This is a genomic window from Schlesneria sphaerica (assembly GCF_044336245.1).
Lineage (GTDB): Bacteria > Planctomycetota > Planctomycetia > Planctomycetales > Planctomycetaceae > Schlesneria > Schlesneria sphaerica.
In genome coordinates, this window is record NZ_CP172346.1 from 1,485,456 (window position 1) to 1,501,908 (window position 16,453).

Genomic DNA, 16,453 nt, shown 5'->3' on the forward strand with positions numbered 1-16,453 from the left:
GCCCGCTTGAGATGGGGAGGAGGGACGTTTTGAGGTTTTTGCCTGAACTCGCTCCGCCAATTACCCGTTCGCTCGAATCAAGGAACCGCATACGATGGCAGTCTTTCTGGGGATCGATATTGGCACAAGCGGTACAAGAACTTTGGCCATGCGTGAGGATGGCACCATCCTGGCCAGTGCCACTTCAGAGTACGAACTCTCTTCCCCAAAGCCTGGCTGGTCAGAACAGAATCCCGAAGACTGGTGGGAAGCGACTCAGATTACCGTCAAAAAGGTTCTGAAATCCGGCAAGATCAAGGCCGATGACGTCGCCGGGATTGGACTCAGCGGACAGATGCACGGCAGTGTGTTTCTGGACAAACAGAACGAAGTGATTCGCCCCGCCATCCTCTGGAACGACCAGCGGACGGCCCAGGAATGCATCGATATTGAAAACAAGGTCGGGGGCCGCGCCAAACTGATTGAGATGGTCGCGAACCCTGCCCTCACCGGCTTTACGGCTCCAAAAATCGTATGGCTGAAAAGTCATGAGCCGAAGAACTACGCGAAGGTCGCTCATATCCTGCTGCCGAAAGACTACATCCGTTTCCGCATGACTCAGGAATTTGCAACGGATGTCAGTGACGCATCGGGGACATTGCTCCTAGACGTACGGGCCAGAGAATGGTGCAAACCGCTGATCGACCGTCTCGACATCAAAATGTCGGCTCTCCCGAAAGTGTTTGAATCGGAAGATATTACTGGTGTTCTTACCGAAGAAGCGGCCAAGCTGCTCGGTCTGAAGAAAGGTGTCCCGGTCGTCGGGGGCGCGGGTGATCAGGCAGCCGGCGCCGTCGGAAATGGTATCGTCAAACGAGGCATCATCTCGGCAACGATGGGGACCAGTGGAGTCATCTTCGCCCACAGCGACGAGGTCCAGATTGACCCCGCAGGACGAGTTCACACCTTCTGCCACGCTGTGCGCGGCAAGTGGCACGTCATGGGTGTGGTCCTCTCTGCCGGTGGCAGCCTGCAGTGGTACCGCAATCAGTTGGCTCAAGCCGAAATGACCGACGGCAAACGACTGAAGACTGACCCGTACAATCTCATTACAGAACAGGCAGCGGAAGCTCCTCCGGGATGCGAGGGGTTGTATTTTCTGCCGTACCTCTCGGGTGAACGGACGCCCCACGCAGATCCTCACGCCCGGGGCTGCTGGATCGGGCTCAGTCTTCGTCACGGCCGTTCCCACATGATCCGCTCGATCATGGAGGGGGCGACATACGCTCTGCGTGATTCACTGGAAGTCATCAACTCGATGAGCATTCCAATCCGAGAAATCCGGCTGTCCGGCGGGGGAGCACGCAGCGATTTCTGGCGGCAGATGCAGGCCGATGTTTATGGTCGCCGCGTCAGCCTGATTAATACGGAAGAAGGCCCCGCCTTCGGTGCGGCCCTCCTGGCGGCAGCCGGAACGGGCAAGTTCAAGTCCGTCGTCGAAGCGTGCGGAGCGATGGTCAAAGTCGTCGCAAGCACAGATCCTCAGGCCGAAGCCAAGAGGATTTACACGAAGTCGTATCCGATGTTCGGCAGACTGTATAAAGCACTCAAGAACGAGTTTGTGGATATCGCCAAGATCGTTTCCGAGTCCTGACATGCCGCAGGAATAGTCATGATTGACGATGCAGACGCAACGCATGAGCGTCAAGACAGAGACTACGATGGAGCCTGGAAAGAAGCCCTACGGTTGCACCTGCCCCAATTTGTGGGCAGGTTCTTTCCTTCCCTCGCCCAGTCGATTGACTGGTCCTGCGATCCCGTCTGGCTCGACAAAGAGATCAGCCAGATCATCGGACAGGCAGGGCAACGCAATCAGGAAGTGGACTTGCTGTTCAAGGTCCTGCTCCGCGATGGAAAGGACCAGTGGATCTTATGCCATCTGGAAATCCAGACGGCGTTCCAGTCTGACTTCGAACAACGACTGGATCTGTACAATGCCGGCCTGAAATGGACGTTCCGGCAGGAAGTCATCACATTAGTGATCCTCGCGGATATCAATCCCCGGTGGCCCCCACGTGAACATCGGTTTGAACTTGGCGGCTTTGTCAGCTACCGCTTGTTCCCCGTCTGCAAGGTGATCGACCACCTGGAATCAGATTGGGCGGATGACACGTCGCTGGCCGTTCAAGTGGCAAGAGCCCAAATCGCGGCGTTGAGAACGGCAGGAAATCCCGAAGAGCGGTTTCATGCGAAAACTCAGCTTATTCGTAATCTTTACTCCGTCGGTTACAATGCGGGTGAGATACGCGAGCTTTACCGTCTGATCGACTGGATGATGCATCTGCGACCGGATTTGACGCGCCAGTTTGAATTGGATCTGGTTTCTTTCGAGAAGGAACTGCAAATGCCGTACATCACTTCCATTGAACGACACGCGGAAGAACGCGGCCTGGAGAAAGGACTCGAGCAAGGTTTTCAGAAAGGCCTCGAACGAGGAAGTGCAATTCTGGTTCGACAGCTCAGTCGACTCTGCGGTGACATCCCCGTCGACGTTCAACAGCAGGTCAAGCAGCTTTCGTTTGAACAGGCCGAAGACCTGGGCGTTGCTCTGCTGGACTTCCGGTCGGTCGCTGACTTGAAAACGTGGCTGGAAGCACATGCCGTCGACCCATCATAAGGCAACTCGGTTCCTCCCGTGAATCACCCTGTCGATGGCGTTTCGCGGTGCGCGATCGAAGCGCTCCCAAACTCTGCGCTCGCTCTTTACTATGACGTGGATCGACTAACCTCTCTTTCCAGTTGAACAAAACATGCCCGACTCGACCGAGCCAGCTTCGCTCCCACCTTTGATCGCCGAAGGAGTGCCACCCGATCTGGAGAAACTGAGATCCCGCTTTAGTGAACTCTGCGAGATCATCGCAAAACTGCGATCACCCGAAGGCTGTCCCTGGGACCGCCAGCAAACCCTGGAATCAATCAAGCCCTATACGCTGGAGGAAACCTACGAGCTGCTGGAAGCGATCGACTCCGGCGACGACGGAGCAATTGTGGAAGAGCTCGGGGACGTTCTACTTCAGGTTCTCCTGGATAGCCAGATTGCAGCCGATCAAGGTCGGTTCGACCTCAACGATGTCGTCGATGTAATTGCTCGCAAACTCGTTCGACGTCATCCGCATGTGTTCGGTGACGTGAAGGTCGGCACCGCGAATGACGTCGCGCTGCACTGGGACCGGATTAAACGATCAGAGAAGGCTCGGCAATCGATCTTCGACGGCTTGCCTGCCGAACTGCCCGCGCTCGCCCGTGCAGCCCGACTTTCAAAGAAAGCCGCTCGCGTCGGCTATGACTTTCCGACCCGGAACATGTTGTTCGATAAGCTCCAGGAAGAGATCACGGAACTGGCGTTTGAAATCTTCCCGGCTGGTAAGATTCCCCATGTTGAAGCGAACGTGGATGTTCCGGTCGAGCCAGATCCGGAACCATTCACTGCGGAACAGCAACGCCGAATCGAATCCGAAATCGGTGACGTCCTGTTCGTCGTGGCCAATATCGCACGACGCTGGCACATCAACCCCGAGGAAGCGCTGCGAGCCAGCAACGCCAAGTTTCAGCGACGAGTCGAATACATCGAGCGGCGCCTCAAGGAAACGGGACGCGATATTCATTCAGCCAGCTTGACTGAGATGGAGGAGCTCTACCAGGAAGGCAAGCAAATTGAAAAGTCCGGGAATGGAGAGCCCCGCTAGCAACTCTTCATCGACAATGGCAGACGCTCGTTAACTTCGAGACATCAGGTCACATCGATTCTCTGCCGAAATTCTCAGTCTGCGAGCGGCAGGCCGTTCGCAGACTAAGCTCAGCGGTTCGAGCATTTATTTCCACATGCTGAACACGATTTTCTGACCCGGACAATTATGTGCAGCCATGGGCCGGACTGAATAACAGATTCATGAGTTCGCAGCCGCGATCAAGACGGAGTGCAGACTTTGCCGCTGCGATTTCGTCATAGGTCGTAGCGGAATCCGCCGTAATCGACGTGCCACACAAAGCGAATGGGACGTAGCCGTGGCTGTGCGTCTTGGTTCGCAGAAATGTCGGATGGTCAGGACAGATCAGCAATCGGTATTCACCTTGTGAGCGCAGATACTCGTGAAGCGGCCCCACAATATGCCGGTCGATCTGTTCCAGGGCCCGAACTTTTTCGTCCGCCTTCCCTTCATGCGACGCTTCATCTGAGGCCTCAACATGAACGACAATGAAATCAGTGACGTCGTCTTTGAGTGCCTGAATTGCAGCGCGTCCTTTAGCCGCGTAATCCGTGTCGAGATAGCCCGTGGCACCTTGAACTTCGATCACTTTCCAGCCGAGGAGCCGGCCAATGCCGCGTAGCAGGTCCACTGCTGTGATGACCGCCCCGCGTTGGCCGAATCGCTCCAGGAACGGCGTCAGATTCGGCCGTTGCCCCTGCCCCCAAAGCCAGATCTGCGTCGCGGTATGCGTTCCGGAAACAGCCCGTTGCTGGTTTTCAGGAGAGCCGGCGAGCAACCCTTCGCTCTTTTCCATCAACTCACGCAGTAGTTCAGACCCCGGGCCTTGCGGCAAATAGGGTTCAATCCCCTGGCCCGTAATGTCGTGGGGAGGAGTGGTGAGTGTCTTGTTGCCGAAAGGAGCAACCGTGTCACGAGCACGATAGACCAGCAGGTTGCGATAGCTCACGCCCGCATAGAACTTCCAGTGCTCGTTCCCGCACTGATCACGTTGCAGCGTCTCAATCAGCTTTCGCGCGAGGTCCGTCGGGATTTGCTCTGCCGTAAAGCTGACCATCTCGCCGTTGGCCACCGTGACAAAGTTGCAGCGGATGCACCAGTCATTCACTCCCAACTCGATCCCTTGAGCTGCGGCTTCCAGTGGCGCACGTCCCGTATGAAACTCAAGCGGGTCGTAGCCAAACAGACTCATCGTTCCGACATCGCTGCCGGAGGGCATCGAGGCTGGAACATGATCCGCGCGGCCGACGACACCCAGTCGCACGACTTCGTCCATATTCGGAACAGCGGCTGCCTGGAATGGGGTCTTTCCCCCTAAGGAAGGTTGCGGTTCATCGGCTGCGCCGTCCGGAATCACCAAAGCAAATTTCATAGCGATACTTTCAAACGTCAAAGACGACTTTATCAGCGGCGAAGACAGGTCCTTCGACACAGACCCGACGATAATCCCAGGTGCCGTCATCTTGCGTGATGCGAGTGACACAACTGAAGCAGGCACCGAATCCACAGGCCATGGGTGTTTCCAGTGAAAGCCAACCGGGGATCGAAGTCTCTTTCAGCAATTTTGCCACCGCGTGCATCATTGGTTCCGGACCACAACTGTAAACGACTGTCGGCGTCGTAGCTGCGGTCAGAAGAGGTTTCACCAGATCGGTCACAAATCCGCGATGACCGGCCGAACCATCGTCCGTCGCAATCTGAACATCGATCCCTTCGTCCTGAAAATCCTTCACGCCAGCCAGGTACTCCACACTTCGTACACCATAGCACAGCGTAATTCTGGAAGGGACCTTGGTTACTGCTCTGTGAGGACTGCCGTAAGCTCTTCGTTTCAAAGCTTCGCGGACGACAGCCAGAAACGGGGTTTGCCCAATCCCACCGGCGGCGATGATGAGGTGGTCTGCGGTGGGCACGGGAAAGCCATTCCCCAGCGGTCCCCACACTTCCACGCGTTCACCGACTTTCATCGACTCCAGCAGCGTTGTCATCTTTCCGACCACGACATAGCCGAAATCGACTCCTTCGGGCTGACCGGAGGCATCTGAATACACGTCGTATAGAGCGAACGGACGGGCCAGCAACGGATCGCTGCGATCGGCCAACCGAATCATCAGAAACTGTCCCGGGACAATCTGACGTGCCAGGCTTGGGCATCCTAATCGCATTCGCCATGTGTTCCGCGCCATCCGTTCGTGCTCGACAATCGTCGCAAACTTCTGAACGGCTGTCGGGACAAGGCCAGGAAGATCCAACGGATTCTCAGTCATATCTCTACCGGTTAGGCCTTACTGCGTACGAATTCTCTGGTTGTGGGGCAACGTGGGTGACTCGACCAGCCAACTTCAGCGCCGCGGTCGTTTGTTCCTGGAACCGCCGCGGTTCGCGGTGGGAATCCTCGAGCTTGGCTTGCGGCGAGGCTTTCCAACCCCTTTGATCCGCTTCCGCTGAGGATTAACAACTTCCTGCTTGCGCCAGGAGGGACGGCGGGACGGATCGCTCGCGGCGTACTGCTTCAGTACCCGCACTTCTGAAGGTGAAAGCGGACGATAGGCCGCAGTTTCCAGTTCCCCCAGTTTCATTGGACCAAACGCGGTTCGCCGCAGCTTCAGCACCTTGTGCCCCACTCGCGCGAACAATCGACGAACTTCCCGGTTCTGACCTTCCGTCAGAACGACCTCCACCAGAGTGCTCTTGCCGTTCGTCTTGATCCGGCGAACGTCCCGCATCCGGAACTTTCCCTCCGTGAAGTGCAGTCCCTGACGCAGTTGCTTGAAAGTGTCGTCCGTTGGGATTCCCGCAATGATACAGCGATAGACACGCTCGACCTGAAAGCGGGGATGAGCCAGAGCATGTGCCAGTTCGCCGTCGTTAGTGACGATCAGCAGACCTTCCGACGACTCGTCCAGCCGGCCGACCGAGAACAGGCGGCCCAGCCACGGGGGAAGGAGATCGATGACTCGAGGACGTCCCTGCGGATCGGCATTAGAGCAGACGACCCCCACGGGCTTGTTAACGAGGAAGTACTGTTTCTTCTGGAATTTGATCCGCTCGCCATCCACGCAGACCTTTTGAGCCTGGGGATCGACCTTCATTCCCAGTTCGGTGACGGTCATGCCGTCCACGGTCACGCGACCGTCGCGAATGTATTCTTCGCAATGACGTCGCGAGGCGATTCCCGCCGAAGCCAGCACTTTTTGCAGGCGTTCCAGCGTTGAATCGTCGTCGTCGAAATGGCTGTCTTCAGAATCAGAACGGGAGGGCGGAAGCGGCATGAATCGGATTTCGCATCAGTAAAGTCGTGGCACTCTTACTTCTATAGCTTATCGTGATTGATCTCACCGAGGAAGGATGTTCCCGCGAACTTGCCGACGAACGACCGTAATCAACTGGGATTCTCGAAACCGGGCGCTGCATAAGTCGAGTTTTCCGTCTAAACTCCCCCGATTATTTTGCATACCAGAGAGGATCCAAGGATATGGCTGATCGCAATTTAGAAACTGAAAATCCCCTGCTGGCCCCCACGGGATTACCTGATTTTGCTGCCATTCGCCCAGAGCATATCGTTCCCGCCGTCAAGCAGATTGTAAGCCACGCCACCCAAAGACTGGCGGAAATCGAGCAGCACCTGGCCCCCACCTGGGAAGGCTCGCTCGGTCAGCTGGAGAAATTGGACCCTCCCTTCGAATACGGCTGGAAACCCGTCGGTCACCTGTTCGGCGTACTGAATTCTGACGAACTGAGAACCGCCTACGAGACAATCCTGCCCGAGGTTGTTCAGTTCGGGCTCCGAGCCAGTCAGAGCGAGCCCATCTACAAGTGTCTGAAAGAGTTACGATCCAGTGATGAATGGTCTCGTCTGAGTGAAGCCCAGCAGCGTATCATCACCGACCGAATCAAGGGGGCCGAGCTTTCCGGAATTGCGCTCGAAGGTCAGCAGCGCGAACGCTTCAACGCCATCGAGCAGGAACTGTCACAGTTATCGACGGACTTCTCGAATCACGTTCTGGACGCAACGAAGGCCTATTCTCTCGACATCACAAATCCGGTCGACACCGAGGGCTGGCCGCAGACACTGCGAAATCTGGCAGCCAAAGCCTGGAACTCGGCCCATACCGAGTCCGAAAAGCCAGCCACGCCCGCGGAAGGTCCCTGGCGTATCACACTGGAACCGCCGCTGTTTTCTCCCTTTATGGAACACTGCCGGAACCGTGAACTGCGGGAACAACTCTATCGCGCCTTCGTCACACGTGCGTCGGCGGGAGAGCTCAACAATGATCCACTGATCACGCGAATTCTGTCGCTCCGAAAAGAAAAGGCGAAACTGTTGGGCTACCGGAACTACGCTGAGATCAGTCTCGCCAGAAAGATGGCACCCAGCGTCGATGCGATCCGTCAGATGTTTAAAGATTTGCGGACCGCTGCCTGGGACGCAGCCGTTCAGGACCTCGAAGATATCAAGAAACTCCGGGAAACCCGGGGAGAAACTTCGCCCCTGCAGGTGTGGGACGTCGCTTTCTGGGCGGAACGCCTTCGGGAAGAGCGTTACGCTTACACTGACGACGAACTCAGGCCTTACTTTCCCTTCGAAAAAGTGCTCGATGGCCTGTTTCAATTGCTGGGTCGGTTGTTCGAAGTGTCGATCCATCGTCAGACAGACGTCAGCGTCTGGCATCCCGACGTCCGCTTTTACCGTGTTCATAACGCTTCCGGAGACCACGTCGCCTCGTTCTACCTCGACGCGTTCTCACGCCCCGAAAACAAGCGCGGGGGGGCGTGGATGGATGATTGCCTGGGCCGCCGAAAGACGGGCGATCAGGTCCAGCTCCCGGTTGCACATCTTGTCTGCAATCAGACGCCGCCCCACGGCGACACCCCCAGCCTCATGTCCTTTCGTGAAGTGGAAACCCTGTTCCACGAAATGGGCCATGGCCTGCAGCACATGCTGACCAAGGTCGATTATGCTGACTGTGCAGGTATCAACGGCATTGAGTGGGATGCAGTGGAATTGCCCAGCCAGTTCATGGAGAACTGGTGCTACCACCGCCCGACACTCATGGGACTGACAGGTCATTATCAGACGGGCGCCCCCCTGCCGGATACCCTGTTTGAAAAGGTGCGAGCGGCAAAAAACTACCGCGCGGGGTCCATGACGCTGCGACAGTTGTTGTTCGGCATGACGGATATTGAGCTACACACCGAATTCGACCCGAACGGATCAGAATCGGTGCACGAACTTAATCGCCGGCTCAGTCAGCAGACCAGCGTTCTCCCCCTGTTGCCCGAGGATCGATCGTTGTGCTCGTTCCAGCATATCTTCAGTGGCGGATACGCCGCCGGTTACTACAGTTACAAGTGGGCTGAAATTCTGAGTGCCGATGCATTCAGCGCATTTGAAGAAGCGGGCCTCGACGACCCAGCCACGATCCTCGAAACAGGTCGACGGTTCCGCGACACGGTTCTGTCGCTCGGTGGAAGCCGTCATCCGATGGACGTCTTCCGGGCCTTCCGGGGTCGTGAACCCCAGGTTGCGGCTCTGCTGAGACATTCAGGCCTCGGCCCCAAGGCCTGAGCGAACGACCTGTCGCTGTAGCAATCAAGTTCAGTTTCGGGAGCCTTCCTCGCCGTGCACCCCACGGCCGGGTTGGCTCCCGAATTTTTTAATCTGGGAAGAGCCTCGTTATTTCTTTTCAGATGCAGCGGGGGTCTCAACAGTAATCGCCATCACGATGGGCGACGACTCAACGTTATTCCCTTTGACCAGTTCGATCGTCTCGATCGGATCTGTCCGTCCAGGAACCACCTTCAGGTAGCGAATCTGCTGATTCCTGAGCGGGAAAGCAAACTGAGATTGAGGGACATCGACGCGCCGAATGTAGTCTGCGAAATGCTCGCCATTCTTCAGCACATGCTCCTCGACTGCTCCGTCCCTATATTTGAGACGGACGATGAGGCTCGAGAGTCCCTTTTCACTCGCAGGCCATCCCCACCCACTGACTCCGCCCAGCAGATGGATCGCCGTCGCAGCCGAGTTACATGTCAGCGCGACTCGCTTGGGCATCCGCGGGGGCTTATCGCCGTTGGTCCCATACAACATGATCGCGTTGGCCACGCGGTCTCCCTGCGGGTCAACCAGGACGAACGGGACCCCCTCAAAAATACGCGGCGCCCAGTCCGGGAAAATCAGTTTCTGTTCATCATGCTGTCCGTCGTGGAACATCTCCTTCGTACTGACAACCGTCGCCACCTTATCAATCGGAATGGGGAGGTATTTTCCTCGCTGAGTCAGGAATTCCAGTAAGTTCTTGATTTCGTCCGGCTTGACTTGCTTCTCGAATCCTTCCGGCATGAGCGACTTGGTCGATGCGATCAGTTCCTCAATGTCAGCACGCTGCAGAGCGTGCTTCTTCCCTTCGGCATCGAAGATTTCGATCGCCGTCTTCGACTCGGAAGCGAGCAACCCGTTCATCACCCGGCCGTCATTGAGGACAACGGAGTACACGCGATAATTCCCTTCCACACTTCGGCTGGGGTCGATGATATGCGTCAGGAGTTCTTTCTTCGGATGAACGGCCATTCCTGTGAGATCCGGTCCGATGCGGGTCCCTTCACCGCTGTGCGTATGACACTTGGAACATTGCTTCTTAAAGACGTCTCGTCCGGCTGCCACGTCACCCGTCTGGTCAGCGAGCGGCAGCAGTTCGTCCAGAACTTTCTGTCGATCAGGATTAGGGAGACCTCCCGTTCGCGATAACACCTTCTTCGCTCGATCTGCAAGTTCTTTGTTGGGATGAGCGCTCATTCCCTGTTTTTGATCGAGTGAGAGATCGCTCATGGAAATTTTCCCCTGCTCCAGTGCATCGAGCAGGGCGTCGGTCCAGTCGACCCGCCCCAGCAGCAGACGGATCACGGTGGGCCGGACCGAAGGGGTCAATGTTGCCTGCGATTCAATCAAGAGACCACCCGCTTCGGGTGCTTCGCTGGCGTTCACGGCTTCAATGAAAGCTTGCGCCAGTTCCGGCGGTGTCCGAGGTGTCACAAGAGCGATGACCTCTTTTGCGGCCTCACCATCCAGACGACGGAAACTGAGTAACTGGACCGCGGCATCGCGTCGCACATCGTCCGGTTGTTTCTCATCTTTTGCGATTGTCAAAAAGGATGCCGCGATTTCGGCACTATACGTTTCCAGCTTCTTGCTTCCTGCCCGTGTCGCGAACGTCGCCAGGGGGCCACGATCGGCGACGGGGAGCTTGTTCAAAAGTTCGACAAGAGCCCCTTCCGTCGATTCATCAAAGTCCGCCTGCTGACCTCGCGGCCATCCTTTCGCCAGTCCTTCGATCATCGCCGAAATGATTCCCGTAGCTCGATCCGACGCCACGGTCCCCTCGCTGGATTGCACCAGCAAAGGGAAGAGCGACGCGACCGACTTCTCGTTGCCCCCCCGAGCGTAGTGCTCAGCCACAATCCTGATGACGTCGATGTGGGGTCCAGGGGACTTTTCTCCGATGCTCTGGATGACCGACTTCAGAAACATCAAGTCATGCCGGGCAGCCGCAGCAATTAATGCTTCTCGCAACCAGCGATCATCCGAGTTCTCGGGTGCAACCATCGCGAGGCGTACTTCTTCAGTGGCTTCCGCGGATGCAGGAAGTTCGGCAAGTGTCAGAAATCCTGCCAGGCGAACTTTGGCGTTTCGGTCACGCAGTACGCCACTTCTCTGCAGAGTTGCGATGGTCGCGGAATCTCGCGGCAATACAAGCAGAGCATTCCGGCGAACACCGGCAGAGGGGTGATTCAGAGCATGAACAACGGCGCTGTGCGCTTCTCGATTCTCACCCGTTAACCCGCCGAGTGCATGGAGTGTCCACAGGGCGTGGTTTATCTCCGTCGCCAGACCAATCTCATCGATCGATTGTTCCTTGATCATGGCAACGAGTTCCGGAATCGCTTCCGTATGTCGTTTTTCGATCAGCAGTCGTTGCGCGTGCCGACGCCACAGGAAATTGGGCGAGTGCAGCGCGGCGACGAGTTCATTCGCGTGGGCCCGCGAAAGATCGACCGCTTTCGCCTGCATCATGCCTTCGTTCTCTTGCGATGACGCCGAGGACTTTGATTGAGTCGCTTCGTTTCCGGTGTACACCACCCGATAGATGCGCCCATGCTTTTTATCACGCAGACTGGATTCGTAAGCATTCCCCTTACCCGTCTGGAAGCCGATCGGCGTCGGGTTGTGCTGGATGATGAAGTTGTACCAGTCGATCACCCACACGTTTCCGTCTGGACCAACCTCGGCCATAATGGGCCCTGACCATTCATCATTGCTGGCCAGCAGGTTCCAGGAATTTTTGGATCGGAATCCCGCACCTTCGTCCCGCAAGACGAAAGTCGCTACCAGATGCCCCGTCGCCTCAGTCACAAAGGCAGTCCGATTCCAGTACTCTTTCGGATAATTCCTTGCGGTATAGAGGGCGTGACCTGCAGCCGCAGTGAATCCCCCGTGGTGATCAACCTGACGAACCTTGTCAGCGTCCAGTGGTTCGAACTTGTTGCTATCGGCAATCCCTTCCAACACTGTCGACGACCAGCCTCGCACACCTTCATAGTAGCGATTAGGAATCGGCATGAACTCGCTGGGATTTCCATTCGCGGTCGAGCCAAACACCAACCCTTCCTCGCTCAGCCCCAACCCCCAGGTGTTGTTGTTGGTTGAACGCAGGAACTCGAGTTCCGTCACTACAGGGTCAGGCTGAGGCTCACTTCCAATGGGAGCGGCCGCTGGGTCGCTTCCTTTCTGAGACTCGCTCACTTTGAAACGGAAGAAGCCCTGCCGAAACGAGGTGACCTTTCGACCGTCGGTCAAGACCGGTGACGAGTCATTGTAGCCCTGCATCGCGTAGTACCAGTTATCCAGACCGAACTGGAAATTGCTCACTTCTCCGTGCGTATCTCCCATTCCCCAGCCGGTAATGAGGACTTTGCGGTAGTCTGCGCGATCGTCACCGTCAGTGTCTTTGAGATAGACCGTCTCGGTCCCGTCCTGAACGATTGCTCCACCCCGATAGAAAGTAATGGCGGTCGGGATACTCAGATGCTCTGCAAACACCGTAAATTTGTCAGCAACCCAGTCGCCGTCGGTATCTTCCAGAATCCGGATTCGGTCCCTTCCCTGACCGACAGGCTGCAATTCGTTGGGGTAGTCAGTCGTTTCACAAATCCACAGGCGCCCGCGCTCGTCCCAGTTCATCGAGATGGGCTTTCCCTGAAAATCTTTCTCCGAGGCAAACAACTTGATCTGAAACCCGACGGGCGTCACGAAGTGCTTCATTGATTCTTCAGGTGACACCGGGAGCTGCATCTTGCGGGGGCCGTTTTCGACTGTTCCCCACCGCTTGCCGGGGGGATAGAACGGCACATCGGCTTCGACATACTCGAACGGCGCCAGGTCATCAGGCAGACTGGTCATCTGCGGGCGGTCAGCAAAGGGTGGAACGATGGACGGGTCGCCACCGCACGCCCACCGAATCCCTCTCTCGACCAGGTCGACGAATCCGGGATTGCTGAATGTGCGTCCGTCATGTCCCCAGGCCGTATAGAAGACTCGTCCCTTACCGTGAGTCCGAACCCAAGTCCAGGGCTCCTGCGCATCCCCCTCCGTCCGTGTCTCCAGCACAACTCGATTCACAGGGTTATGTCGGGTATGAACATAGGTCTCATCCCAACTTTCAAACCCGCTGAACCCTTTCATCACCGGATGATCCGGTTCCACGATCGTGGTCCGGAACATGCCCGTTTCATGCCTGAGAAACTGCCCGCCGATTAACCCGACGATCTCCTGATGATTCCGGAAGCAGTAACTGGCACAATGCAAAGGAATGAAGCCCTTTCCACCTTCGACAAATGCGAGAAGTGCACGGGCCTGGTCATCCGAGATCTCGTCGATATTCGCATAGACGACCAGTCCGTCGTACTCGGCTAGCGTCTGTGAATTCAGATCACTCACAGCGTCGGTATAGACAAGGTCTATCTTCCGCTTTCTCAACTCCGGCTGAAGCTGCTTAAAGCGAATCGCCGGCTGGTGGTGGCCATCGTCCCCCAGAAATAGCAGTTTCAGACGGGCTGGTTCTGCCGCGGTGACACTGACCCGAGCAATGCTCAAGAGCACCAAAGCGACAGCCAGTGATTTTGAGGTGTACATTCCGATGGTGTCCCTTCACAACAAATCTGACCTGAAATTCGATCAATCGCTTTCGAGACCGCTACCTATTCGTCGCGCACTGAGAGTCAAATTTTGTGCTGGTTGAGAATCAAAGATGACCGTGGAGAGTTGATACGCGATGATACCACGTCGGTAAACGGCATTCAAATTGTGGTAGTGGTCGTATTGCTCAGGCAGCCCTCATCATGCGACCGGTAGTGCCGTCACAGAAACTCTCCAGAATTCCATTCCGTCTCACGGTGGCCGCATGCGGGTTGACCCTTTCCGAAGCGGAACCAGTGAAAAATCGTGAGCTCCAGTCGAAGAATTCTCTTCCGTCCTTCGACTCGTCGCCTCAGGTCCAACTAACAAATATCGTTCAACATAAAAGGTGTGCACGCGCTCCCTAATCCGACCATGCTTCTACCTGTCATTTCAAACTTGATTCCCGAACCATTATCAAAGACACTGATATTAGACTTCGACCACGTGCTACTAACACGTCGTCTTACTAAGCCACTACTATTCCATCAAATTAACAATCCCTGACTCGATTACACTGCAGCCATCTGACGAAACCTCGCCGCTGAAAATTCTGTCCGTACGGGTGCAATCCCGTTTTGCGGTCGAGTACGGAGAAGTGATTATTTGCTGAGTGATCTCTGAGTCTGTGTTATTCTTCCCTGCTGTTGTCCAATCGAGGATTGGATGGATTCGGCACCGAGATCGCAATGGAGGGCGGTCGAATGGGAGGGATTTCCTTGGACGGTCGGGATGGTGAGTTTATTAAATCCGTTTCGGAGATGCTCTTCCGATTCAGTGGCGAGGTGTTTCCGAAGCTGGGGGAGTGGGAACGTCGTCTGAAAGGAGACCCGCTGAGTCTGGAAGCCCTTGAGTTGGAAGTCCAGCGGGAGTTCGCGCGGGGTGCGGGGATGGTCGTGGCGGGCTTGGCATCAGTCGTGATGCAGACACCGGAATTTGCCGCTGCCGCCGAGCAGACGCGACAAGACTATTCGATTCCGCTATCCAAGGGGCGTGATCGAAAGATGTCGGTTCGGCTTCTGGGGGGCGTGGTCATGTGGATCACGTCGCTTTACTGTGAAGCGAGTCGTCGTCGCGGGAATGGTCTGCAGAAGGAAGAATCAGTCTCGGGCCTACAGATTGAACAGGTGCAATTCGGGCTGGGAAAGAAAGTCTCTCCCGGGCTGGAGAGTACGGTCTCTCGGCAGTCGGCTCTGTGTCCCTCGTTTGAACTGGCTTGTGAGGAACTGGAGCGTCAGGGACTGTCGCTCAATCTCAAAACGGTGCGGCGGATTTCTCAGCAGTGCGGTGAGAAACTGCTGAAGCTACGAACGGCAGAATTGGCCTCCTGGCGTGCTGGAACTTTGGCATCGACAAACGAACTGTCGGGGAAGCGTGTGTCGATCCAGATCGACGGCGGCCGGACGAAACTCCGTGGAAAACTGCGAGCGGCAACGCCTCATGCAGAACAACTCAACGAAGACGGTTTGATTATCAGTGATGCGCCGGGACGCTCTAAGCGCCTCGCAAAACGGACGTTCGATGGCGAATGGCGCGAACCCAAGTTGATGACGATCTTCATTCATGATGAGCAGGGGCGCCTGGAGAAGAAGTCACGCATGACAATGGATGGGACGTTTGCGGGACCTGACGCTATGGCGGAACTGGTTGCCATGCACTTGCATCGCCTGGGAGCAGCCAAGGCACTGAGCCTGACCTTTGTCAGTGATGGAGCGGTCTGGATCTGGGACCGCGTCGATCAAATCGTGGCTCAAGCGCGGATTCCGAAGGAGGTCGTGATTCATCAGGTTCTGGATACCTGCCATGCCGTGCATCATATCTCACGAGCGTTAGCCACGCTCGGCGTGACCACGGAACAGCGGATGCCCCTGTATCGGGATCTTCGCACGCGACTACGTAACGGAGAATGGGAATACGTCGTCCAGGAACTACGAGTGTTTGCTGAAGACGAACCCACCAACGCGGAACTTCAAACCGAATTGAACTACCTCCAGCGACACGGGGATGCGGGACGATTGAACTATGCCGAATTTCGTCGCTGCGGTCTCCCCCTGGGAAGCGGTGCCATTGAAAGCAGTATCCGCCGAGTCATCAACCTGCGGCTGAAAGGAAACGGCGTCTTCTGGCGAGAACATCACGCGGAAGAAATGTTGCAACTGCGCGCCTTGGTGATCAGTCGCCGTTGGGATGAACAGGTCAAACGAATGCGAGCTTGGACCAAGAAACATCACCTCGCCACCTGGCAATGGACACCCCAACTGATGTCCTGCAAAGTTGAACCCCAAACCGCGAGTCCACAAAACACCCTGTAATCAAGAGTTTCACCGAACGCAAAACGGGGTTGCACCCGTCCGTACGTTGATCAATCCATCGCCGGCAGAACACCGCCCGGGGCTGCCGATATTTCTTGACTGTTTCTGTCGTGCCAGACCAGCAGCGATGTGATTGAGCAGCGAGCCACAGCGTGAGCCTG

9 protein-coding genes are annotated in these 16,453 nt (G+C 56.2%); 5 read left to right on the forward strand and 4 right to left on the reverse strand.

Going from position 1 to position 16,453, the window contains the following annotated elements:
• Positions 1 to 94 precede the first annotated feature (94 nt).
• The 3 genes from xylB to mazG all read left to right on the forward strand — a co-directional run bounded on the left by xylB (position 95) and on the right by mazG (position 3,725).
• Positions 95 to 1,633, forward strand: a complete 1,539-nt coding sequence (gene xylB / locus ACGY09_RS05635; protein ID WP_397570802.1) for a xylulokinase — start codon at positions 95 to 97, stop codon at positions 1,631 to 1,633.
• An 18-nt stretch (positions 1,634 to 1,651) separates the two neighbouring features.
• Positions 1,652 to 2,656: a DUF4351 domain-containing protein gene (locus ACGY09_RS05640; protein ID WP_397570803.1), complete on the forward strand. Its 1,005-nt coding sequence runs from the start codon at positions 1,652 to 1,654 to the stop codon at positions 2,654 to 2,656.
• Between the two features lie 133 nt (positions 2,657 to 2,789).
• Entirely contained in the window at positions 2,790 to 3,725 is a 936-nt protein-coding gene (gene mazG / locus ACGY09_RS05645; RefSeq protein WP_397570804.1) for a nucleoside triphosphate pyrophosphohydrolase, read from the forward strand.
• A 166-nt stretch (positions 3,726 to 3,891) separates the two neighbouring features.
• Here mazG and ACGY09_RS05650 read toward each other — a convergent pair whose 3' ends face one another.
• From ACGY09_RS05650 to ACGY09_RS05660, 3 genes are all read right to left on the reverse strand, one after another.
• Complete coding sequence (locus ACGY09_RS05650; RefSeq protein ID WP_397570805.1) at positions 3,892 to 5,118, reverse strand: cofactor-independent phosphoglycerate mutase; 1,227 nt, start codon at positions 5,116 to 5,118, stop codon at positions 3,892 to 3,894.
• A gap of 10 nt (positions 5,119 to 5,128) precedes the next feature.
• Positions 5,129 to 6,013: a dihydroorotate dehydrogenase electron transfer subunit gene (locus tag ACGY09_RS05655; RefSeq protein ID WP_373651238.1), complete on the reverse strand. Its 885-nt coding sequence runs from the start codon at positions 6,011 to 6,013 to the stop codon at positions 5,129 to 5,131.
• A 75-nt stretch (positions 6,014 to 6,088) separates the two neighbouring features.
• Positions 6,089 to 7,018, reverse strand: a complete 930-nt coding sequence (locus ACGY09_RS05660; RefSeq protein WP_397570806.1) for a pseudouridine synthase — start codon at positions 7,016 to 7,018, stop codon at positions 6,089 to 6,091.
• 203 nt (positions 7,019 to 7,221) lie between these two features.
• Here ACGY09_RS05660 and ACGY09_RS05665 point away from each other — a divergent pair, with 203 nt between their 5' ends.
• On the forward strand, positions 7,222 to 9,315 hold the full coding sequence (locus ACGY09_RS05665; protein WP_397570807.1) for a M3 family metallopeptidase: 2,094 nt from the start codon (positions 7,222 to 7,224) through the stop codon (positions 9,313 to 9,315).
• 108 nt (positions 9,316 to 9,423) lie between these two features.
• On the opposite strand, the gene ACGY09_RS05670 is transcribed toward ACGY09_RS05665, so the two are convergent.
• The gene (locus ACGY09_RS05670) at positions 9,424 to 13,938 is read right to left on the reverse strand and encodes a PVC-type heme-binding CxxCH protein (protein WP_397570808.1); all 4,515 of its coding nucleotides are present in this window, start codon (positions 13,936 to 13,938) and stop codon (positions 9,424 to 9,426) included.
• Between the two features lie 731 nt (positions 13,939 to 14,669).
• On the opposite strand from ACGY09_RS05670, the gene ACGY09_RS05675 reads away from it, so the two are divergent.
• Positions 14,670 to 16,292, forward strand: a complete 1,623-nt coding sequence (locus tag ACGY09_RS05675; RefSeq protein WP_397569182.1) for a hypothetical protein — start codon at positions 14,670 to 14,672, stop codon at positions 16,290 to 16,292.
• Positions 16,293 to 16,453: the final 161 nt, after the last annotated feature.

Coding starts and splice junctions, on each gene's coding strand:
- ACGY09_RS05640 (WP_397570803.1), top strand. CDS start 1,652: ATGATTGACGATGCAGACGCAACGCATGAGCGTCAAGACAGAGACTAC.
- ACGY09_RS05675 (WP_397569182.1), top strand. CDS start 14,670: ATGGAGGGCGGTCGAATGGGAGGGATTTCCTTGGACGGTCGGGATGGT.
- xylB (WP_397570802.1), top strand. CDS start 95: ATGGCAGTCTTTCTGGGGATCGATATTGGCACAAGCGGTACAAGAACT.
- ACGY09_RS05665 (WP_397570807.1), top strand. CDS start 7,222: ATGGCTGATCGCAATTTAGAAACTGAAAATCCCCTGCTGGCCCCCACG.
- ACGY09_RS05650 (WP_397570805.1), bottom strand. CDS start 5,118: ATGAAATTTGCTTTGGTGATTCCGGACGGCGCAGCCGATGAACCGCAA.
- mazG (WP_397570804.1), top strand. CDS start 2,790: ATGCCCGACTCGACCGAGCCAGCTTCGCTCCCACCTTTGATCGCCGAA.
- ACGY09_RS05660 (WP_397570806.1), bottom strand. CDS start 7,018: ATGCCGCTTCCGCCCTCCCGTTCTGATTCTGAAGACAGCCATTTCGAC.
- ACGY09_RS05670 (WP_397570808.1), bottom strand. CDS start 13,938: ATGTACACCTCAAAATCACTGGCTGTCGCTTTGGTGCTCTTGAGCATT.
- ACGY09_RS05655 (WP_373651238.1), bottom strand. CDS start 6,013: ATGACTGAGAATCCGTTGGATCTTCCTGGCCTTGTCCCGACAGCCGTT.